A 19,759-nucleotide genomic window follows, 5' to 3' on the forward strand; every position below is an offset into this window, starting at 1 on the left:
TCAGCAGACGAAGTCACACCTAGAGCCCCGAGACCTCATGGAACTTGGCCAACGCTTCGGCCACCGGTACCTCCACCGAGGTACCCTCGCGGCGGTCCCTGACCTCGACTACCCCATTCTTCAAGCCACGGCCAACAACGATGGCAAAAGGCACTCCGAGCAGCTCATAGTCAGCGAACTTCACCCCAGCGGAGACCTTCTTGCGATCATCAAAAAGGACCTCGACGCCTTCGGCTTCGAGTTCAGCGCTGAGGCTTGCTGCGGTTGAGAACACTTCCTCGTCTTTGCCCGTGGCCAGCACATGAACGTGGGCCGGTGCGATAGCGGCTGGCCAGATGAGGCCGACGTCGTCGTGATTAACCTCGGCAAGCGCCGCCATGACGCGCGAGACGCCCACGCCGTACGAACCCATCGTCACGATCTGAGTCTTGCCGTTCTGGTCGAGAACGGTAAGACCAAGGGACGTGGCATACTTTCGTCCGAGCTGGAAGATATGGCCGATTTCAACGCCACGTGCGATCTCGAGAGCTCCGGATCCGTCCGGTGCCTCGTCGCCCGAGCGCACCGCTACAGCCTCGATCTGACCGTCGGCTTCAAAATCCCGGCCATACACAAGGTTGAACACGTGCTCATTCGCAGCGTTTGCGCCCGTGATCCACGCCGAACCGCGCGCAACGTGCGGATCCAGCAGGTATCGCAGCACAGGAGCGTCCTCTTCGGATGCGTCCCCTCGACGATCGGACTGCGGTCCAATGACCTGAGGACCAATGTATCCCGGCACCAACTCAGGGAAGGCTTCGAGATCCTCTGGGCCAGCCATCTCAACTTCGCACGGGCTCAAGGCGGCTTCCACCCGCTTCATATCGACCTCGCGGTCGCCTGGAACTCCGATCACCAATAGCTCACGCCCGCCTTCCGGAGACGTTGCTACCACCACAACGTTCTTCAGAGTGTCCGAAGCCTGCCAAGCTACGCTGCGCGGGCGCTGAGCGTTGAACACCTCAACAAGTGCATCAATCGTGGTGGCATCGGGTGTCTCCACAACCTCAGGAGCTGGCACATCGGAGAAGTCCAGCTCGGGAAGTGGCGGAGTGGTGACAGCCTCAGTGTTAGCCGCGTATCCACCAGCCGACCTAACAAAGGTATCCTCACCGATCTCGCACGGGAACAGGAACTCCTCAGAGCGCGAACCTCCCATGGCGCCCGAAACCGCCGAGCAGATGACGTATGGCAGGCCAAGCCTATTGAAGATGCGCTGGTACGTCTCTCGCATCGTGTTGTACGAGGCGTCCAAACCAGCGTCGTCGATATCAAAGGAATACGCATCCTTCATGACGAACTCGCGAGCGCGAATGATGCCAGCGCGCGGCCGCGCCTCATCGCGATACTTGGTCTGGATCTGGTACAAGGAAAGGGGAAGATCCTTGTAGGAGGAATAGAGATCCTTCACGAGGAGTGTGAACATCTCTTCGTGTGTTGGAGCCAGCAGGTAATCGGCTTCCTTGCGATCCTTCAGCTTGAACAAGGTGGGACCGTATTCGGTCCAACGGTTCGTCGCTTCGTACGGCTCGCGTGGAAGCAGGCCAGGGAACAGTACTTCCTGAGAACCAGAACGGTCCATTTCCTCACGGACCACGGCTTCCACTTTCCGTAGAACCTTCAAGCCCAGAGGAAGCCACGTGTAGATACCGGGAGCGGCGCGGCGGATATATCCGGCACGAACCAGAAGCTTGTGGCTTGCAACCTCTGCATCCGAGGGATCCTCGCGCAGGGTGCGAACAAAGAGAGATGACATTTTCAGCACGGACCAAGCATACAAGCTCCATGAGCAGTATCCGGCTCAGTCCCAGCCCGACTGGGGCCACCCGCTAGCTCGGGTGAGGCCACCCACTGGTTACAGGAGAATCGTGGCCCAATCTTCCACAGCCTTGAACCCCACCTTGCGGTACACGGCCACAGCTGCTGTGTTGAAGTCATTGACGTACAACGAAACTGTTGGTGCCAAGGTGGCCAGAATCTGAGCCACAACGGCTGCCATGGCGTGGGTCGCGAGGCCCTGCCCGCGCAGATCCGGTGCAGTCCACACCCCTTGAACTTGTGCCACACCACCAGCCAATGCGCCCACGTCTGCTTTGAAGATCACGCGTTCATGCACGCCGTCCGGATCCGGCCCAAGCTTGATGAAGGTCAGCCCGTTGGAGACCAGATCCTCCGCACGGCGCCGGTATGAACTCCCGTAGAGAGTGGGATCATAACCCACTTCCTCCGTGAACATCGCGACTGAAGCGGGAAATACGAGCGAAAGCTCGGAAGTGGTGGCGCGCCTAACCAGCGGATCAGGCTCAACCAAAGATGGCTCTTCAATAACCATGGAGTATTGGCGCGCTCTGACATCGCGAGCGGGCCCCCATTCGGGTTCCAGCCGCTCCCACAGGCCCAACACTTGTTGTGCCGGTCCAACGAGCGATGAACACACTCTAGATCGGGAAAGCAACGAATCAGCGAGTAAGTCTAAGCCAAAATCATCAAATCCCAAGGGAATGACGTTTCCGGAATCCCACGAGAGCGCACTGATCGAATGCCTCGGATTGTCAAACAGTCCAAGCGCACTCATAGCGCCGATACCCGCATTGTCCAGATTGGCGCGAGCGAGCACGGAATTGACTGGATCACGATCCAGGAACTCGATCGCTTTCGGGCGATCAATTCCGTACAACCTTCGAAGAGTCGTCGCAGACCTCCCTGGCCATCGCATAATGTCGAATCCAGATGTGTCAGTACGCGACGACGTCGACACCGGTTTGCGCTCCGTCCGCGTCATCAGCCATCTCATCAGCCATCTTCTTCGCGTAGCGAAGAAGGGTCTCAACGATGTCTGCTTCAGGTACGGTTTCGACAACCTTGCCGTGGACGAAGATTTGGCCCTTTCCGTTTCCAGAAGCGCATCCTAGATCAGCCTCACGCGCCTCCCCCGGACCATTAACAACACAGCCCATGACGGCTACGCGCAGCGGTGCGGTAATGCCCTTGAGACCTTCCTCAACACTCTCCGCCAGAGTCCACACGTCAACTTGAGCGCGGCCACAGGAGGGGCATGAGACGATTTCCAGCTTGCGGGGACGCAGGCCCATGAACTCTAGGAGCTTGGAACCAACCTTGACCTCTTCCACAGGAGGCGCGGAAAGTGAGACGCGGATCGTATCGCCGATACCTTCGGCCAACAGTGCGCCAAACGCCGCTGCGGACTTAATGGTGCCTTGGAAGGCGGGGCCAGCTTCAGTCACGCCAAGGTGGAGTGGCCAATCGCCAGCTTCAGCCAACATGCGATAAGCCTGAACCATCGTCACAACGTCATGGTGCTTAACGGAGATCTTGAAATCGTGGAATCCGCACTCTTCAAACAGTGAGGCTTCCCAGACTGCCGATTCAACGAGGGCTTCGGGAGTTGCTGAACCGTACTTCTTGAGGATGCGCGGATCAAGCGACCCAGCGTTCACGCCAATACGCAGCGAGGTTCCGTGATCACTTGCCGCCTTGCAAATGTCTGCGATCTTGTCGTCAAACTTGCGGATGTTGCCTGGATTCACGCGAACAGCGCCGCAGCCGGCTTCGATTGCCGCAAAGACGTACTTCGGCTGGAAATGAATATCCGCAATGACTGGAATGCGAGACTGCCTCGCAATGATTGGCAGCGCCTCCGCGTCCTTATCCGTTGGGCAGGCCACGCGCACGATGTCGCATCCAGCTGCGGTCAACTCCGCGATTTGCTGAAGGGTAGCCCCGATGTCATATGTCTTGGTGGTGGTCATCGACTGCACCGAAATGGGCGCATCTCCACCCACAGCGATGTTTCCAACATGGATCTGCCGGGTCTTCTTGCGACGGGCAAGGACCTGCGGCTCAGGACGAACGGACGGCATACCAAGTGCAATACTCACGCGGACTAGTATTCCACTTTGCTCCAACAATGTGGACCCTTGCTTGTTGTGACGTGTCACTGGTCCCTCACCCAGCGCCACCGGCGCCCAAGAAACGCCTCTTTCCTTGGGCGCAGCGCTCAAAAACGCCGGCAGTGGGTCTGCCATCGGCAGATATGCCAATAACAAACACCCGCGCTAGATAACCGGGCTGACGATGTCGGCTACAACAAGGAACACTGTCATGAGAACGAAGAAGACCGCCACCGCGTAGCTCAGCGGCAGTGCCCGCGCCATGTCCACGGGTCCTGGATCCGGCCTGCCGCGCAGCTTTGCAAACTGCCTCCGCACACCTTCATAGAGCGCGCCAAGGATGTGGCCTCCGTCAAGGGGAAGCAACGGGATGAGGTTGAAGATGAAGAGGCTCATGTTCAGGGAGCCAATGAGCATGAGGAGATCACCGATGCGCGCCACCAACGTGTATTGATCGGATTGGACAGACGTGATCGATCCCGCGACGTCCGCAACCCCCACGATCCCAATCACTCCCGAAGTCGAGCGATCAGCGCCCGTTACGAGGTCCACGCCAGTGTTCCACAACTCCATAGGCAAACGCGCCACCACTGCGGCAGTGCCAGTGGCCAAACTCCACACCGAGCCCGGAACACTGGTGATGCTCTGACGCTCCAATGCGTAGGCCGGTGAGATCCCAACGTAAGGCACCGAGGCCGTAACCGCGTTGCCGTCGTCGTCGGTCACAGCATTTCCGTCAGAATCGTATTGTGGGCGTTCGGTCTCAACTGGTTGGACCGTCAGCGTGAGTTCCTCACCGTCACGAACGACCACGACGGGCGCTGATTCCGTACCGCCATCCGCGATCTCACGCTGAATATCGGCCCAATCGGAAACGGCAACTCCACCCCAGGAAACAATCTCGTCTCCAGCCTGCAGACCTGCGGCCGAGGCAGGCGATACCGGATCCGAATCCGTGCACTCCGAAGAAGTAGTGACGCACGCTTGAACCGCGGAGAGCTGATTAGACGCGACTCCGGAACCAATTCCGCACATAACCACTGCCATGCACAAGGCGGCGAGAAGGAGATTGACGAAGGGCCCGGAAAACATCACCACGATGCGCTTGGGTACAGAAAGCCTCCAGAATGCCTGGGACTCCTCGCCTTCTTCCAGCTCCGCAGCGCTCTGCTGGCGGGCTTCCTCCGCCATCGTTGGCTTTCCATCACTGCCAACGGTGCGACGGCTGGCCCGCCCAGGAGAAAGCATTCCCGAGATTCGCACGAATCCGCCCAAAGGAATGGCCTTGATGCCGTACTCGGTGCCGTTCTTGTAGGTTGACCACAATGTGGGGCCGAATCCGATGAAGTAATGCGAGACTTTCGCGCCAAATCTCTTTGCCGGAATGAGGTGGCCGAGTTCGTGTAGTCCAACCGAGACCAGCAGCCCGACGATGAGAAAAAGAATCCCTAGCAGGGCCATCAGTCACCCGTTCCGCGCGCTAGCGTGCGCGCCTTGTCATCACATCATGCGCGCGATGACGCGCCCAATCCTCAGTGCCCAGCACTGTTTCAAGATCAAGGGTGGACTGGGGAGCTGTGAATTCTCCCAGAACCTCTTCTACCGTATCGACAATATCAAGGTAGCCAATCTGCCCATTGAGAAAGGCGGCAACGCATTCCTCATTCGCCGCATTCATAACCGCGGGGTGCAGCGCCGATGTGGCCACCGAATGCCGTGCCAAAGATACTGCCGGGAACGTCTCCAGATCCAGAGGCTCAAATGTCCAGTTCACTGGGCTTGCCCAACTGTTGGGAACACTGACATCCGAAAGGCGCTCAGGCCAAGACAACCCCAGAGCGATCGGCAACCGCATATCCGGCGGCGAAGCTTGGGCAACCGTGGCACCATCGCGAAACTCAACCATCGAATGAACAACAGATTGGGGATGCACCACCGGGATGATGTCTACCGGAGGCACATCAAACAAGTAGGCCGCCTCAATAAGCTCGAGGCCCTTGTTCATCAGGGTTGATGAGTTGATTGTGACAACGGGGCCCATCGCCCAGGTTGGGTGATTGAGAGCCTGCTGTGGAGTAACCGAACCGAGCTCGCGACGGTGTTTGCCCCGGAAAGGGCCGCCGGACGCCGTCAGGATGATGCGCCGAACCTCACTCGCTCCATCCTGAAGTGAGGAGGTCAAACCACGGTGGTGAACCCCAGAACGCAGCGCCTGAGCAATGGCTGAATGCTCCGAATCTACCGGGACAATCTGGCCTGGGCGTGTCATTGCATCGGCAATAAGCCCCCCGCCCACCACGAGCGACTCCTTATTTGCCAGTGCCAGCAACGCCCCACTACGAAGCGCAGCGAGGGTTGGAACCAGACCAACGGAACCAGTGATTCCGTTGAGGACGACGACGTCGTCGGCAATGGGTTGGTTCAAACCAACAGAAACAAGGGCCTCGCGCCCATATTCATTCCACTGGGAGGCGAGATCTGCCATGGCGTTTGGGCCAGCAAAGATACTGGCGCCGCGATGACCAACCGACTTCAGTGCCTGATCAAGCTCTCCCCGTGCGCGCTCGGAGGCGACGCCCACAGCCGGAACATGGAACCGTGCTGCTTGCTCTGCGAGGAGGGCAACCTGAGCGCCGCCGGCACCCAAGCCAAGCACAACGAAATCCTCTTCATTGCGGGAGATGACATCAAGTGCCTGGGTTCCAATGGAACCAGTGGAACCCAATATGACGACCCCGCGCGGCCGCCGTGTGGCTGTCATTCAACCGCCACCAGAACAGACATGGCGCGTTCTAAGTAGACGTCCACCACCGCAGGATCGTAGGCCTTGGACTTCTTCGACTGCTCGAAGACGCATGCCCTCAGTTCCTGGGATGAGAGTTCGGTCTTGCCATCGAAGTAGTCAGCTAACCGATCAATAACGGCGTCAACATCTTCCTTCTTGTATCCCCACTGTTCGGCATCCTTGAAGCGCTCTCCACGTGGACGCAGTAGGCGCGGGTACAGGCTCTTCGCATCCGAATATGTTTCGTTGAGCCAGGCGTTTTCACCGGATGAGGCAACGATACGTGCGCGCTTGGCCTTAATGAAGGCAGCTTCCAAGCGATCGAGCGCGGCGTCAACTTCATCAGGAACATATCCGTGGCGGCTACGGTCGAATGCCGCGTTCCGCACTGTTCCTTCGTCGAAACCGCTGAGGGAAGGGTTGCCGTACGCTTCCTTGGCCAGCGCCAAGAACTCGTCAACTTGAGCGGGGTTGTATCCCCACTTGACCCTACCGACTCGCTCGAAAGTATCCTCACTCACCGCGTTGAGCCTCCTCTTCGTTGTGGCGCGAAGCCATCACTGCTTCTGCTGCTGCCGCGGCCTTTTGGGCACGCGCCGAGGTATGAACAACTTCCGCTGCCAATTGGCCACACGCGCCGTCGATGTCAGATCCGCGGGTGTCACGAACTGTGGTCGGAATACCCGCATCAAGAAGAGTATCCACGAACGTCTGCTGGACTTCTGGCAGGCTCGCCGTCCAGATCGATCCGGGGGTGGGATTGAGCGGAATTGGGTTGACATGGACCCAGCCGTGGCCGCGGCTATTGAGCTTGTCGGCCAGCAATTGCGCACGCCACTTGTGATCGTTCATGTCCTGAATGAGTGCATACTCAATCGAAACTCGCCTGCCGGTTTTGACGAAATACAACCGCGCGGCATCCAACAGCTCATCTACCTTGAACCGGGAGTTCAATGGGATCAGGGGGTCGCGAAGCTCATCGTCAGGGGCGTGAAGCGACACCGCAAGAGTGACGGGGAAGCCCTCGTCCGCCAATTTGGCGATGAGTGGAACCATCCCAACAGTAGAGACCGTCACATTGCGAGCGGAAAGCCCAAGCCCAGATGGTGCCGGTTCAATCAGCCGGTGGAGAGCAGCCTGCACCTGGCGCCAGTTGGCTAGCGGCTCACCCATGCCCATGAACACAATGTTGGAGACCCGGGTGGGGCCTCCACCCAGCTCACCAGATTCTGCCGCAACCATACCCAAGCGAACCTGCTCAACGATCTCTGCTGTTGAGAGATTGCGCGTGAGCCCACCTTGACCCGTTGCACAGAACGGGCAAGCCATTCCGCAGCCGGCCTGGGAGGAAATACACAGTGTGGCCCGACCCGGATACCGCATAAGCACGGTCTCCACCATGGCGCCGTCAAACAGGCTCCACAGCGATTTGATGGTCTGGCCGTTGTCTGCATTCAGGTCTCGGACCCTAGTGAGCAGCTTTGGGAAGAAGGTCTGTGTGATCTCCTCCCGTGAAGAAGACGGGAGGTCCGTCATGCTCAGGACGTCAGCCTCGTGGCGCTCAAAGTAATGACGGGAAAGCTGATCTGCCCGAAATGCAGGGAAACCCGCTTCTACCACGGCTTTCTTTCTGGCAGCCACGCTCAGATCAGCGAGGTGCGTGGGTGGCTTGCCCTTGCGTGCCGGAGTCATCGTAAAGACCGGACGGGGGCCGGACTCCACCGCGGGCATCACCTGCCGGTTCACTTTGGTGACGGATCGGCTGACCTCCGGTTGGGGGGCTGATGCCGCATCAGACGTAGTGGTGGAGTGGGAAAGGGAATGAGAAGACTGAGAAGCCATAGTTACAACATTCTCCCACGTCTAGGTAGTTTTGGGGATGTGGCAGTACTCGCGTTCAGGAAACGATCGTTGGATACATGATGAGCCAGCAGAACGGCGCCCACATCAGTATCGAGTCGATGCGGTCCAGCATTCCACCGTGACCTGGGAAGATCGTGCCCATGTCCTTAACCCCGAGTTCGCGCTTGAGCATGGACTCCGAGAGGTCACCGAGCGTTGCGCACGCCACCGCCACAGCTCCCACCAAAACCGCGAGATACCACGGTTTGCCAAGTGCCACCACGACCAGAACAAAGGCCACGACGAACGCCACGACGAGCGAACCCGCAAAGCCCTCCCACGACTTCTTTGGTGAGATCCTAGGACTCATCGGATGCTTGCCCCACAAGACTCCAAATGCCCAACCACCCGTGTCATTAGCCACCGGCATGAGAATGAGAAGCGCTACCAGCCACGGAGCATCAGGCAAGGAGGCGAGCTCTACAGCGAAGCATCCGAGCATCGATATCCATCCCAGAGCAAAGATGGAAGCCACAGCGTCCCACCCCGAGCGCTTCTCCCCGTCCCGCACACGAAGGATGAATATGGCGCCACAGGATAAGAGAAAGACCGTCAGCCCAACCGCTAGTCCCCCGAACCATGTGGCACTAACCATCGCAATCGTGGCGATCCACAACGGAAAGATGGAGATATGGATGTCGCGAGTCATAAATGCGCCCGCAACCTCCCACATTCCAATGCACAAAGCCAGTGCGATCACCACGACGAAGAACTCGATCTTGACGAGCACAGCCAAAGCAACGATTGCAAGCAGGACAAGTGCCGTTGGCACCGCAGCTTTCAGGTTACGGCCCGCCTTTGAGTTGGACTGCTCTGGCGGTCTGGGTGGGCGCGGACTAATCCGCGCCCACAGTGAAGAGAATGACGCGGGCATGCTCTCAGACCTCGAGAAGGTCCTTCTCCTTGGCCTCGAGTAACTTGTCGATCTGCTCTACGAAGCGCTTCGTGAGCGATTCAAGTTCATCTTCGCCACGCTTGACCTCGTCTTCACCGGCATCGCCGTCTTTCTTAATCTTGTCGAGGGCATCCTTAGCCTTACGCCGGACACCACGCACCGAGACTCGTGCCTCTTCGCCCTTGGTCTTTGCCATTTTGACGTAGTCGCGGCGCCGTTCCTCGGTCATCAGAGGCAAAACGCACCGCAGCACGTTGCCGTCGTCGGTCGGATTAATACCCAAATCGGATTCGCGGATCGCCTTGTCGATAGCTGCCTGCGCACTGCGATCAAACGGAGAGATCAGTACCGTGCGAGCTTCAGGGATCGCAATAGACGCGAGCTGTTGAAGCGGAGTAGGTGCGCCGTAGTAGTCAACGAGGATGCCACTGAACATGCCAGCATTCGCACGGCCAGAGCGAATGTTGCCAAAATCCTCGCGAGCCCGTTCAACAGCTTTCTCCATCTTTTCCTCAGCGTCGAGGAGGGCCTCATCAATCATTTCACTCATGTCAGTTCTCCAGTTCGAGTTTGTGTGCCGAGACAAGGGTACCGATCTTCTCCCCTTTGAGCGCACGCGTTACGTTTGTGGCTTCGGCCATTCCAAAGACCCTCATGGCCAGTGCGTTCTCTTGGCAGAGTGAGAATGCTGCGGCGTCAACCACTCTAATGCCATCTACCAACGCCTCTTGGTAGGTCAGCTGATCAAGCTTCACCGCATTCGGATACAACTTCGGATCAGCGGTGTAGACGCCGTCCACCCCGTTCTTGCCAACCAAGATCTCATCGCAATGCAGTTCGAGTGCGCGCTGCGCGGCAACTGTATCTGTAGAGAAGAAGGGCATACCGGCACCGGCTCCGAATATGACCACCCTGCCCTTTTCAAGATGTCGAATCGCGCGAAGCGGAACATAGGGTTCAGCAACCTGAGTCATCTGGATGGCTGTCTGGACGCGTGCGGGAGTGCCTGTCTTTTCAATGAAGTCCTGCAAAGCGATGGCATTCATCACGGTTCCAAGCATGCCCATGTAGTCGGCGCGCGCCCGGTCCATCCCGCGCTGTTGCAGTTCAGCTCCGCGGAAGAAATTGCCACCTCCAACCACGATGGCCACTTGCACACCTTCGCGAACTGCCTCCGCGATTTCAGCAGCAACTCGGGTCAAGACATCGGCATCTAGGCCTACAGCCCCGCCTCCAAACATCTCTCCGGAGAGTTTGAGAAGAACTCGTCGAGTTTGGTCGTGGTTAAGATCGCCAAGAACCGGGCTTGCCATCGGATTCCTTCCAGAACATGCTTCGCGGGTCTGCGCAGTTGAGGCCCTCGATCTACAAGCGTATCAGCGCCACCCATAACTCTTTGCATATCCGCGTCCGCGTGCGCGGCCAGAGCCCCGGTGCCCACCAGCGTCTGTTTCGCAGCGGCAGTCATCTCACAAGAGCTACTGGTCATGGTCCCCCGCCGGAACGACTCTTCCAATCGGCGGCCCAGTTCCAGTTCGAAAGCACTGCCGTGCGAGAATTGGGCCATGCGAGCGATTATGACTGTTACCGGGCTTGATCACACCGGCATCATTGCGGCTGTTGCCACCGGCCTTGCGGAGAAGAAAGCCAACATCACAAATGTCTCTCAGACGTTGATGGGCGACTACTTCACAATGATTCTCCAGGTGGACTTCGAAGAAACAGAGACTCCACTGGCCCAGCTGCAGGATGCCATGCGTCTTGTAGGAGAAGCACAGGGTCTAGAGATCCGAATCCAATCTGAGGCGATCTTCAACGCCATGCACAAGCTCTGAGGCACATCATGGCAATGGACACAGCTGAAAACATTCTTGAGACCATCAACATGATCGCGGAAGATCGCCTAGATATCCGCACAGTCACGATGGGAATCTCCCTGCTAGATTGCGCAGATTCCGACGGCGAAAAGGCGCGCAAGCGCTGCTACGATCGCATCACTTCCAGTGCGGCCAATCTGGTCATAGTCTGTGAAGGCATCGAAGCCGAACTGGGCATTCCGATCATCAACAAGCGTATCTCGATCACACCCATTTCCTTGGTGGCGGCAGCCTCAGGTGAAACTGATCTCGTGCCGTGGGCACGCATGCTCGACAGCGCGGGCAAAGCCGTTGGTGTGGACTTTATTGGCGGCTTCTCAGCGCTCGTTGAGAAGGGGTCCACCGCTGCTGAGACTCACCTTATGGAGTCCATCCCAGAATCATTGGCCACTACCGACATCGTGTGCTCCTCAGTGAACATCGGTTCCTCGCGAGCAGGTATCAATATGGATGCCGTTGCCAAGATGGGGCAAGTAGTTGTCGACGCCGCGCACGCCACCCCCGGTGGCCTCGGCGCTGCAAAGCTTGTGGTGTTTGCAAACTCCGTGGGAGACAACCCCTTCATGGCTGGCGCCTTCCACGGAGTCGAGATGCCCGATTGTGTTGTTTCCGTTGGAGTCTCTGGGCCCGGCGTAATCAAGCGCGCAATTGACGAAGTAGATGGAGAACCCTTCGATATCGTCGCAGAGGCCGTGAAGAAAGCCGCCTTCAAAGTCACTCGCATGGGCGAACTAGTTGGGCGGTTAGCTGCCGAACGTCTTGGGGTACAGTTCGGCATCGTCGATCTCTCTTTGGCTCCGACCGCAGAGGTTGGGGACTCAGTGGCCCGTGCCCTTGAAGCAATGGGGTTGGAACGCGTGGGTGCACACGGCACGACTGCCGCGCTGGCGCTCCTTAATGACGCTGTGAAGAAGGGCGGCCTAATGGCCTGTTCGCGCGTTGGAGGACTCTCCGGCTCTTTCATCCCGGTCTCTGAGGATGAAGGAATGATTGAAGCCGCCGCATTGGGCGCAATCACGCTTTCAAAGCTCGAAGCCATGACTGCAATCTGCTCCGTTGGTCTGGACATGGTGGCAGTACCGGGTGACACCCCGGCGTCCTCCATCGCCGGCATGATCGCTGACGAAGCCGCAATCGGAATCATGAACCACAAGACAACAGCCGTTCGCGTGATTCCAGCAGCTGGAACTAAGGAGGGCGACATGGTGGAATTTGGCGGATTGTTAGGCAAAGCTCCCGTTATGGCCGTCAGTCCCTATTCATCGGCGGCCTTCATGGCCCGCGGTGGGATCATTCCATCACCGGTGCACGGCTTTAGAAACTAGAGCTTGAGACAAAGTTGGGGCCCAGCCAATTGGCTGGGCCCCAACTTTATGTGTCTAAGCTCAGGCTGCTTCAGCGCCTACGCGAAGGCGAATGAAACCGGTAACCTCGCCACCAGCATCCTTGACAACCTTGCCAACGGAAACCTTAGGGTCACGTGCGAAGCCCTGCTCAAGCAGAACCACTGACTTGTAGAAGCCATGCATGCGGCCCTCGACGATCTTGGGAACAGCCTTCTCAGGCTTGCCTTCCGCAATGGTCGTTTCGGTTGCGATACGAACCTCGTTATCCACCACGTCCTGTGGGACCGAAGCGATGTCCAGGTAGCTCGGGCTCATTGCAGCGATGTGCACAGCCACATCGTGTGCAACAGAAGCGCCTGCAGCCGAGGTGGCCACGAGAACGCCAACCTGCGGCGGGAGGTCAGGGTTAGTGCGGTGCATGTATGCTTCCACATGCTCGCCGGTCAGAACCTCGACGTGAGAGACTTCCATCTTCTCGCCGATGATGGCAACCAAGCCATCAACACGGTCCTTGACGGTGCCTTCGCCGAGTTCAGCAGCAAGCAGAGAATCAACTGAATCAGCGCCACTTGCGACGGCTGCTTCGAGGATCTCATCTGCCATGCCGATGAACTTTTCGTTCTTCGCAACGAAGTCGGTTTCAGCGTTGATCTCGATAAGAATGCCACGCTGGCCGTCAGCCACATCCTGAACGCTGGAAATGACGAGACCGTTTGAAGCGGTGCGTCCCTCGCGCTTAGCGATCGACTTGAGGCCCTTAACGCGAAGGATCTCTTCAGCTTGGGCGAGGTTGCCATCCGCTTCGTCGAGAGCCTTCTTGACGTCCATCATGCCTGCGCCAGTCTTTTCGCGCAGAGCCTTGACATCAGCAACAGTGAAGTTTGCCATGTACGTATTCTTCCTTGGATCTCTCAGGCCTGCTCGGCCGGGGCGGTCTCGGTAGCAACTTCTTCAGCAGCAGGTGCGGCCGCATCTTCGACTGCAGGTGCAGCCTCTTCAGCTGGAACTGCGGCAACTGCTTCTTTAGCTTCTGCCGGGGCAGCCGCTTCTTCAGCGTTCTCAAGCATCTCGCGCTCCCATTCCGGCATAGGCTGCTCAACAGCTTCGCCTAGGGATGCGCCACGAGCGAGGAGGCCTTCAGCAACTGCATCGGCAACAACGCGGGTCAGGAGGCCAACCGAACCAATGGCGTCGTCGTTACCCGGAATCGGGAAATCGACTTCGTCAGGATCGCAGTTGGTATCGAGGATGGCCACGACGGGGATGTTGAGCTTGTGCGCCTCGGCAACGGCCAAGTGCTCCTTGTTGGTGTCAACGATCCACACTGCAGAAGGAGTGCGGCCCATATCGCGGATGCCACCAAGTGTGCGGTCAAGCTTTTCCTTCTCGCGACGCATCATGAGAAGTTCCTTCTTCGTGCGACCGGAACCGGCGACGTCGTCGAAATCAATCTGCTCGAGCTCGCGCAAGCGCTGAATACGGCCAGCAACGGTCTGGAAGTTGGTGAGCATGCCGCCGAGCCAACGCTCAGTCACGTAAGGCATACCAACGCGCTCTGCCTGCTCCCGGATAGCGACCTGAGCCTGCTTCTTGGTGCCGACAAAAAGAATGTTGCCACCGTGTGCGACTGTCTCCTTGACGAAGTCGTACGTACGGTTGATGTCATTAACGGTCTTCTGGAGATCGATGATGTAGATAGAGTTGCGCTCAGTCAGAATGAAACGCTTCATCTTCGGGTTCCAACGGCGGGTCTGGTGCCCGAAGTGGACGCCAGCTTCAAGCAGCTGGCGCATGGTAACGACGGCCATGGTCGTCCTTTCTAGCGCGCACATTGTTGTGCGCATTCGGTTGACACGCTGGGCAGGGTTGCTCAGCGCCCTAGCGCCCACACGGATGCTTCCCATTACCTGGGACCGATGCATCCGAGCCATTGGAATGGTTCTGGGCGCGCGAAGTCAGCCAGCTTACGCCGACTGCCCGACCAGCCTACCCGCAGTTGTCCTTCACGCTCTACCGCAGTTCTGGATGGATGCGGTGGTGTTGGCAACATTTGCGCGATTCTGCTCGGATTATCACGGATCACCTCCGAAGAACTGGTAGCTGGTTGGTTTTCCAGCTTCCTATTCCCAATACGTCCGTGAGGGTTCGCCGGCCCGCCACGACGGAACAACGTGTTCTCCGCTTTCCCCATCGCAGGCTTGGGGGTTGCCCATCCACACACATTCGTGCGTCTGCCCAGGCACTGGCCGATCGCCTTCATGCTGATGCCATGAAGCTCAATCTAGCCATGCTCGCTCTCTGCTTAGCCATCTCGTCTCTTGATGCCGCTGTGACTGTTGACCACTCGGGAGGTGATCATTCTTCCAGCGTTGTCCACGTCATGGGCCCAGAGAGGGACACGGCCACGATGGCGATAGCTGGGGAATCCAGTTCGTTTGATTGGCCGAGCGGCAGCGAAGTGCCCGTTATTCGCGGCTTTGATAATCCTGAACAACCGTGGAAACCCGGGCATCGAGGTGTGGATTTGGCAATGTCAGAAGGCCAAGATGTCCTAGCTGCGGGTAGCGGTGTGGTGATCTACGCTGGTCGGATCAACGATCGCAGCGTGATTTCTCTTGCGCATGCCAATGGCCTGCGCACCACCTATGAGCCCGTGGATCCATCTGTGAGCACAGGCGATCTCGTGGATACGGGGGATGTGATAGGAACACTCGTGCTCGGCCATCTTGGGCCACTTCCCGTACTGCACTGGGGAGCCAAGTTCCCAGGTGACGTGTACATCGACCCGCTCGGCCTCATTGAACCCGTGGAGATCCGGTTGTGGGAGTAGGGCTGATCAGGCCCGGGGATGCGACTGGCTGAATGCACTGCGTAGGCGTTCAGCGCTCACATGTGTGTAGCGCTGAGTTGTCTGGAGCGAGCTGTGGCCCAGTATCTCCTGGACGGTTCTCAGGTCTGAACCGCCTTCCAAGAGATGTGTGGCGGCCGAATGCCGCAGGTCGTGTGGAGAGATGTCTGGTACCCCAGCCTCCGCAGCCAAACGGTGCACCACTTCTCGCATCTGGCGCGGGTTCATTCGCCCCCCACGGACACCAAGGAATAGTGCCTTCGTGGGCGATTTAATCAGCCCCGGGCGCAGGTCCAGATACCTCATGAGCGCTCTGGTGGCGGGAACGCCATAGGGCACGATGCGCTCCTTGTTTCCTTTTCCTATCACCCTCACGGTTGAGTCTGCACCGAGCGAGGCCACGTCCAGTGAGCACAGCTCGCTGATCCGTAGCCCGGAGGCGTAGAGCAACTCCGCGGCAGCCCAGTCACGAACCTTGACGGGATCGTTTGCCTTTGCGCGTTCGTGGGCATAGTTGAGTAGGTGGCGCGCCTGGTCTTGGCTGAGAACGTGCGGAAGCTCGTTGTCTGGCCGGGGAGACTTTAGCCGTGCGGCGGCGTCTTGGCCGGAGTATCCAGACCGATATAGCCACGAACAAAATGTTCTGATCGAGGCACCGTGGCGTGCAAGAGTGGAGCGCGATTGGCCTGCTCGCTGGAAACGAGCGAGCCATGACCTGACATCTGCTAGCTCTAGGTTTTCCAGATTGAGTGGATCATGTGGTTCTAGCCCAACAGAGGCCGCGAGGTACTCAAGGAGTGAACGTGCCTCGTGAATGTATGCCTCCACCGTCAGATCTGACAATCCGCGGCGGGGGCCGAGTTCGCGTTGGTAGCCGTCCAATAACTCCTCAATGCGTGCTTGCATGACCCCAAGCATATTCCGGCCTGCAACGTTAGCGGCTCAATCGCCACAATCCTCCAACTTGCTCTGCAACTCCAGCCATCTCCAAGGCGCCCAGGGCACTCAGCGTGGCAGATAGCCCCACTCCAGCCAGCTGCGCGATTCGTGGCGGCGGCGCAGGGCGCATTTTGGGAAGCGCATCGCGAACGCGCACCGTAACTGGGTCTCCGCTCATTGGGTCGTCATGTGCTGCGGGGATAGGCAGACCAAGCTGCTCGCTTGTTCCATACTCGTAGCCCAGCATTTCAATTGCCTCAGCGGTGGTGGTGACGCACTGTGCCCCTTCGCGCAGGAGACGATGGCATCCTGCCGAACATGGCGACGTCACTGGGCCGGGTACGGCGCCCACGTCTCTGCCAATACTCAGGGCATGCCGTGCGGTGGACAATGCACCCGATCGATAGGGAGCCTCAACCACAAGGCAGGCCTTTGCAAGTGCGGCAATAATGCGGTTACGGCCAAGAAACCGATGACGAAGTGGAGCTGAGCCTGGCGGGTTCTCCGAAAGAAACAACCCACCAGTCGCGAGGACCTCTCCGAATAGCCCGGCGTTAGCAGTTGGATACGGTTTGTCTACCCCACCAGCGAATACCACAACGGTTCGCCCTTGTGCCCGCACACATGCTGCGTGAGCGGTGGCATCGATTCCAAATGCCCCGCCTGAGACGATTCCGAATTCGCGTTCGGTCACTCCCCACGCGATTTCGCTAGCCATCCGAGTCCCATACGAGGTGGCCGCCCGGGAACCTACCATCGCGAGCTGCACTCGCTCGAGCGCCGCGCGATCGCCTTGGAACCACAACCCAAGTGGTCGCTGCATTCCTAGATCATTGAGTTGTTCCGGCCAACGCGAGTCTCCCGGATACATGAACCCACCGATACGTTCGATCCGTTCCCTATCCCGATCAAAGGAAGCTTCATCGACGCGATTCGCCCACCGCTCAACGTGCGCCCTCATCGCGGGTGCAGTGTTTCCGGAGTCCATAGCCGTGCAGAGCCAATCCAAAGCACCCGCATAGCCAAGCTTCTCAACGAGTTGGACTGCAGCGTGATCCTCACCTTCGGCCAGGCGTGTCCAGATCATGGCTGCGCGGCGCTCGTCGTCGATGGCCAGAGATACATCATCACCCGTCGCCAGAGATACATCATCACCCGTCGCCAGAAGCGAAGGAGAAGCGGTTGGGACGCCGTTGAGGTTACTGCTCGTAATCGTCTCAGAATGCCCCATTGAATCCTCCTTGAACTCGGTATACAAACGCTTGCTGAAAGTCCTGTGCACTGGGATTGCGATGGCCCGAAAGATCGGCGAATGTCCACGCGATCCTGAAGATCTTGTCAACCGCGCGAAGTGACACGAGTCCCTCATTCATTGCACGGTCAAGCGACCGTGCTACCGATGCCGGAACCTGTGTATTGCGCCTTAACCACGAGCCTTTGGCATCCGCATTGCGGTACCACGGCTGGTCATTGAACCGGACTGCTTGGCGATCGCGAGCTTCCGAGACGCGTTGTGCCACCAGAGCAGTTGCTTCCCCTTCATCGGCAGCCAGCTCGCTGCGGGTCAATCGCCGCACCACGATGTTGAGGTCGAAACGATCGAGGATTGGCCCACCGATCCGCCGGAAATACTCCCTGCGGTCTCGCGAAGAGCACGTGCACGCGCCGGGTCCATCAAAGTACCGGCCACACCTACATGGATTGGCAGCGCCCACCAGCTGAAATCGCGCCGGAAACCGAACCATCGCTCGTGCTCTATGGATCTCAACCTCCCCCGACTCCATGGGTTGCCGAAGCGCTTGGAGAACACCCTGAGGAAACTCTGGCAGTTCATCGAGGAAGAGAACGCCGCAGTGCGCGCGCGACACTGCGCCTGGGCGTGGGACGGACCCTCCCCCAATTAACGCTGAGGCACTCGCCGAGTGATGGGGTGCAGCATACGGAGCGCGTGTGGGTAGCGTTCCAGAGAACTCCGCGAGGCACGATTCAATGGTTGCCACTTCGACCGCTTCCGCTGCAGTGAGTTTGGGCAGGAGACCTGGCAGACGCGAAGCCAACATAGATTTTCCTACTCCCGGAGGACCAGTCATGAGAAGGTGATGGCCACCTGCAGCAGCTACTTCGAGCGCTAGCTTGGCATCCTCCTGGCCGCGAACCTCGCTGAGGTCGGGAGCTACCTTCTGCTCGCTGCTTCGAGTTGGTGCCCCAGCCGGCGGAGGTGGCACCGCACGTGCATCCACACCGGCTGAACGAGCGAGCTGGGCAAGATGCCACACCTCTTTCACATCCACCTGGGCAAGCTCCGCCTCCGCAGCTTGCCCGTATGGCACGAATAGGCACGTAACGCCTTCCCGTGCGGCACACAGAGCAGCTGGCAGCACACCGCGCACGGGCCTCACCGAACCATCGAGGCCTAACTCCCCCACAAACATGGTGTGATCTTTGGAGAAGCGACCACCCATGGCCTGGAGAATCGCCACCGCGATGCCCAGATCGAAGCCTGTTCCCGATTTATGCGTGTCAGCTGGCGAAAGGTTGACCGTCATGCGGCTCTGCGGAAAGGTGACACCGGCCGCAGCGAATGCCGATCTGATGCGTTCACGCGATTCAGTCACTGCCGCATCGGGAAGTCCTACCACGGTGAATGCCGGTAGGCCGGAGAGAAGTGCGGCCTCTATCAGTACGGGACGGCCCTCAACTCCGATGACTGAGGCGGCGCGGGCACTGCCGAACTTCATGCGATCGCCTCAATGTGTTCCAGATACCATCCCGCGGCATCATTAACAGTGACGGCCACAAGATCAACTCGAAGAGCCGACGAACGAACCTCATGCACGGCCAGCCATTGGCCGAGCATGGAGCGTAGGCGCGAAACCTTCTGACGCGAGATGGCAAGAACTGCGGGAACCTGACCGCCCTCGCGGCGAGTCTTCACCTCTACCGCAATGAGCGTGGCGTCAGGTTCACTCCATGCCACAACATCAAGCTCGCCATACCGCGTGCGCCAATTGCGGTCCAGGATGAGAAAACCGCGTGCCTCTAGATGCTTGCACGCTAAGGATTCGCCCCATGCACCGATTTCATGCGTTGATCCGTTGACCGGAAAGGCGGGAATATGGTCGAGTTTCGAAGTCATGCGTCAATACAACGCGACCCCACGACGCCGTCGTCGGCGCGCGAAAATGGATGTGGAAAAGCCTACCGCGAACGCAAGCTG

General features: G+C 58.5%; 19 protein-coding genes. 3 read left to right on the top strand and 16 right to left on the bottom strand.

Annotated elements, in window-relative coordinates:
• Window positions 1-19: 19 nt before the first annotated feature.
• From H2O17_RS08130 to pyrH, 10 genes are all read right to left on the bottom strand, one after another.
• Window positions 20-1,795 (bottom strand): proline--tRNA ligase, encoded by a 1,776-nt coding sequence (locus H2O17_RS08130; RefSeq protein WP_182050996.1) that lies wholly within the window; start codon window positions 1,793-1,795, stop codon window positions 20-22.
• A gap of 99 nt (window positions 1,796-1,894) precedes the next feature.
• A complete protein-coding gene (locus H2O17_RS08135; RefSeq protein ID WP_246311201.1) occupies window positions 1,895-2,821 on the bottom strand; it encodes a GNAT family N-acetyltransferase in 927 nt (308 codons plus the stop codon).
• Window positions 2,775-3,920 carry a flavodoxin-dependent (E)-4-hydroxy-3-methylbut-2-enyl-diphosphate synthase gene (gene ispG / locus H2O17_RS08140; RefSeq protein WP_182050998.1) on the bottom strand — a complete coding sequence of 382 codons (1,146 nt, stop codon included), beginning with the start codon at window positions 3,918-3,920 and terminating at the stop codon, window positions 2,775-2,777. The genes H2O17_RS08135 and ispG overlap by 47 nt, the downstream gene beginning before the upstream one ends.
• Window positions 3,921-4,115: 195 nt before the next feature.
• A complete protein-coding gene (locus H2O17_RS08145; protein ID WP_182049233.1) occupies window positions 4,116-5,411 on the bottom strand; it encodes a M50 family metallopeptidase in 1,296 nt (431 codons plus the stop codon).
• A 19-nt stretch (window positions 5,412-5,430) separates the two neighbouring features.
• On the bottom strand, window positions 5,431-6,711 hold the full coding sequence (dxr, locus tag H2O17_RS08150) for a 1-deoxy-D-xylulose-5-phosphate reductoisomerase (RefSeq protein ID WP_182049234.1): 1,281 nt from the start codon (window positions 6,709-6,711) through the stop codon (window positions 5,431-5,433).
• Window positions 6,708-7,256: a DivIVA domain-containing protein gene (locus H2O17_RS08155; RefSeq protein WP_182049235.1), complete on the bottom strand. Its 549-nt coding sequence runs from the start codon at window positions 7,254-7,256 to the stop codon at window positions 6,708-6,710. The genes dxr and H2O17_RS08155 overlap by 4 nt, the downstream gene beginning before the upstream one ends.
• Complete coding sequence (gene rlmN, locus H2O17_RS08160; protein ID WP_182050999.1) at window positions 7,249-8,466, bottom strand: dual-specificity RNA methyltransferase RlmN; 1,218 nt, start codon at window positions 8,464-8,466, stop codon at window positions 7,249-7,251. Before rlmN ends, H2O17_RS08155 begins: the two co-directional genes overlap by 8 nt.
• A gap of 166 nt (window positions 8,467-8,632) precedes the next feature.
• Window positions 8,633-9,511 (bottom strand): phosphatidate cytidylyltransferase, encoded by an 879-nt coding sequence (locus tag H2O17_RS08165; protein ID WP_182049236.1) that lies wholly within the window; start codon window positions 9,509-9,511, stop codon window positions 8,633-8,635.
• A 4-nt stretch (window positions 9,512-9,515) separates the two neighbouring features.
• On the bottom strand, window positions 9,516-10,073 hold the full coding sequence (frr, locus tag H2O17_RS08170; protein ID WP_182051000.1) for a ribosome recycling factor: 558 nt from the start codon (window positions 10,071-10,073) through the stop codon (window positions 9,516-9,518).
• A 10-nt stretch (window positions 10,074-10,083) separates the two neighbouring features.
• Window positions 10,084-10,845, bottom strand: coding sequence for a UMP kinase (gene pyrH / locus H2O17_RS08175; RefSeq protein ID WP_182049237.1), 762 nt, complete (start codon window positions 10,843-10,845; stop codon window positions 10,084-10,086).
• Window positions 10,846-11,097: 252 nt separating this feature from the next.
• On the opposite strand from pyrH, the gene H2O17_RS08180 reads away from it, so the two are divergent.
• Both H2O17_RS08180 and H2O17_RS08185 read left to right on the top strand, forming a co-directional pair.
• On the top strand, window positions 11,098-11,367 hold the full coding sequence (locus tag H2O17_RS08180) for an ACT domain-containing protein (protein ID WP_182049238.1): 270 nt from the start codon (window positions 11,098-11,100) through the stop codon (window positions 11,365-11,367).
• Between the two features lie 8 nt (window positions 11,368-11,375).
• Window positions 11,376-12,734 carry a PFL family protein gene (locus H2O17_RS08185; protein ID WP_220456738.1) on the top strand — a complete coding sequence of 453 codons (1,359 nt, stop codon included), beginning with the start codon at window positions 11,376-11,378 and terminating at the stop codon, window positions 12,732-12,734.
• Between the two features lie 60 nt (window positions 12,735-12,794).
• Here the strand turns inward: H2O17_RS08185 and tsf are convergent, their stop codons facing one another.
• Window positions 12,795-13,643 (bottom strand): translation elongation factor Ts, encoded by an 849-nt coding sequence (tsf, locus tag H2O17_RS08190; protein ID WP_182049239.1) that lies wholly within the window; start codon window positions 13,641-13,643, stop codon window positions 12,795-12,797.
• 23 nt (window positions 13,644-13,666) lie between these two features.
• Entirely contained in the window at window positions 13,667-14,563 is an 897-nt protein-coding gene (gene rpsB, locus H2O17_RS08195; protein ID WP_182049240.1) for a 30S ribosomal protein S2, read from the bottom strand.
• A 461-nt stretch (window positions 14,564-15,024) separates the two neighbouring features.
• Here rpsB and H2O17_RS08200 point away from each other — a divergent pair, with 461 nt between their 5' ends.
• Window positions 15,025-15,585, top strand: a complete 561-nt coding sequence (locus tag H2O17_RS08200) for a M23 family metallopeptidase (protein ID WP_182049241.1) — start codon at window positions 15,025-15,027, stop codon at window positions 15,583-15,585.
• Window positions 15,586-15,591: 6 nt separating this feature from the next.
• Here the strand turns inward: H2O17_RS08200 and H2O17_RS08205 are convergent, their stop codons facing one another.
• Genes H2O17_RS08205 through H2O17_RS08220 form a run of 4 tightly spaced genes read right to left on the bottom strand, consistent with a single transcriptional unit; the run spans window position 15,592 to window position 19,678 of the window.
• On the bottom strand, window positions 15,592-16,509 hold the full coding sequence (locus tag H2O17_RS08205; protein WP_182049242.1) for a tyrosine recombinase XerC: 918 nt from the start codon (window positions 16,507-16,509) through the stop codon (window positions 15,592-15,594).
• Window positions 16,510-16,537: 28 nt separating this feature from the next.
• Window positions 16,538-17,773, bottom strand: a complete 1,236-nt coding sequence (gene dprA / locus H2O17_RS08210; protein ID WP_182049243.1) for a DNA-processing protein DprA — start codon at window positions 17,771-17,773, stop codon at window positions 16,538-16,540.
• The gene (locus H2O17_RS08215; RefSeq protein WP_182049244.1) at window positions 17,760-19,280 is read right to left on the bottom strand and encodes a YifB family Mg chelatase-like AAA ATPase; all 1,521 of its coding nucleotides are present in this window, start codon (window positions 19,278-19,280) and stop codon (window positions 17,760-17,762) included. The genes dprA and H2O17_RS08215 overlap by 14 nt, the downstream gene beginning before the upstream one ends.
• Complete coding sequence (locus tag H2O17_RS08220; RefSeq protein WP_182049245.1) at window positions 19,277-19,678, bottom strand: YraN family protein; 402 nt, start codon at window positions 19,676-19,678, stop codon at window positions 19,277-19,279. Before H2O17_RS08220 ends, H2O17_RS08215 begins: the two co-directional genes overlap by 4 nt.
• Window positions 19,679-19,759: the final 81 nt, after the last annotated feature.

The sequence above is a fragment of the Changpingibacter yushuensis genome (assembly GCF_014041995.1).
GTDB classification, from domain to species: Bacteria; Actinomycetota; Actinomycetes; order Actinomycetales; family Actinomycetaceae; genus Changpingibacter; species Changpingibacter yushuensis.

What these genes read in the sequence shown, in the direction of transcription:
- H2O17_RS08130 (WP_182050996.1), bottom strand. Translation starts at nt 1,795, where the DNA reads ATGTCATCTCTCTTTGTTCGCACCCTGCGCGAGGATCCCTCGGATGCA.
- H2O17_RS08135 (WP_246311201.1), bottom strand. Translation starts at nt 2,821, where the DNA reads ATGACGCGGACGGAGCGCAAACCGGTGTCGACGTCGTCGCGTACTGAC.
- ispG (WP_182050998.1), bottom strand. Translation starts at nt 3,920, where the DNA reads ATGCCGTCCGTTCGTCCTGAGCCGCAGGTCCTTGCCCGTCGCAAGAAG.
- H2O17_RS08145 (WP_182049233.1), bottom strand. Translation starts at nt 5,411, where the DNA reads ATGGCCCTGCTAGGGATTCTTTTTCTCATCGTCGGGCTGCTGGTCTCG.
- dxr (WP_182049234.1), bottom strand. Translation starts at nt 6,711, where the DNA reads ATGACAGCCACACGGCGGCCGCGCGGGGTCGTCATATTGGGTTCCACT.
- rlmN (WP_182050999.1), bottom strand. Translation starts at nt 8,466, where the DNA reads ATGCCCGCGGTGGAGTCCGGCCCCCGTCCGGTCTTTACGATGACTCCG.
- H2O17_RS08165 (WP_182049236.1), bottom strand. Translation starts at nt 9,511, where the DNA reads ATGCCCGCGTCATTCTCTTCACTGTGGGCGCGGATTAGTCCGCGCCCA.
- frr (WP_182051000.1), bottom strand. Translation starts at nt 10,073, where the DNA reads ATGATTGATGAGGCCCTCCTCGACGCTGAGGAAAAGATGGAGAAAGCT.
- pyrH (WP_182049237.1), bottom strand. Translation starts at nt 10,845, where the DNA reads ATGGCAAGCCCGGTTCTTGGCGATCTTAACCACGACCAAACTCGACGA.
- H2O17_RS08180 (WP_182049238.1), top strand. Translation starts at nt 11,098, where the DNA reads ATGCGAGCGATTATGACTGTTACCGGGCTTGATCACACCGGCATCATT.
- H2O17_RS08185 (WP_220456738.1), top strand. Translation starts at nt 11,376, where the DNA reads ATGGCAATGGACACAGCTGAAAACATTCTTGAGACCATCAACATGATC.
- tsf (WP_182049239.1), bottom strand. Translation starts at nt 13,643, where the DNA reads ATGGCAAACTTCACTGTTGCTGATGTCAAGGCTCTGCGCGAAAAGACT.
- rpsB (WP_182049240.1), bottom strand. Translation starts at nt 14,563, where the DNA reads ATGGCCGTCGTTACCATGCGCCAGCTGCTTGAAGCTGGCGTCCACTTC.
- H2O17_RS08200 (WP_182049241.1), top strand. Translation starts at nt 15,025, where the DNA reads ATGAAGCTCAATCTAGCCATGCTCGCTCTCTGCTTAGCCATCTCGTCT.
- H2O17_RS08205 (WP_182049242.1), bottom strand. Translation starts at nt 16,509, where the DNA reads ATGCAAGCACGCATTGAGGAGTTATTGGACGGCTACCAACGCGAACTC.
- dprA (WP_182049243.1), bottom strand. Translation starts at nt 17,773, where the DNA reads ATGGGGCATTCTGAGACGATTACGAGCAGTAACCTCAACGGCGTCCCA.
- H2O17_RS08215 (WP_182049244.1), bottom strand. Translation starts at nt 19,280, where the DNA reads ATGAAGTTCGGCAGTGCCCGCGCCGCCTCAGTCATCGGAGTTGAGGGC.
- H2O17_RS08220 (WP_182049245.1), bottom strand. Translation starts at nt 19,678, where the DNA reads ATGACTTCGAAACTCGACCATATTCCCGCCTTTCCGGTCAACGGATCA.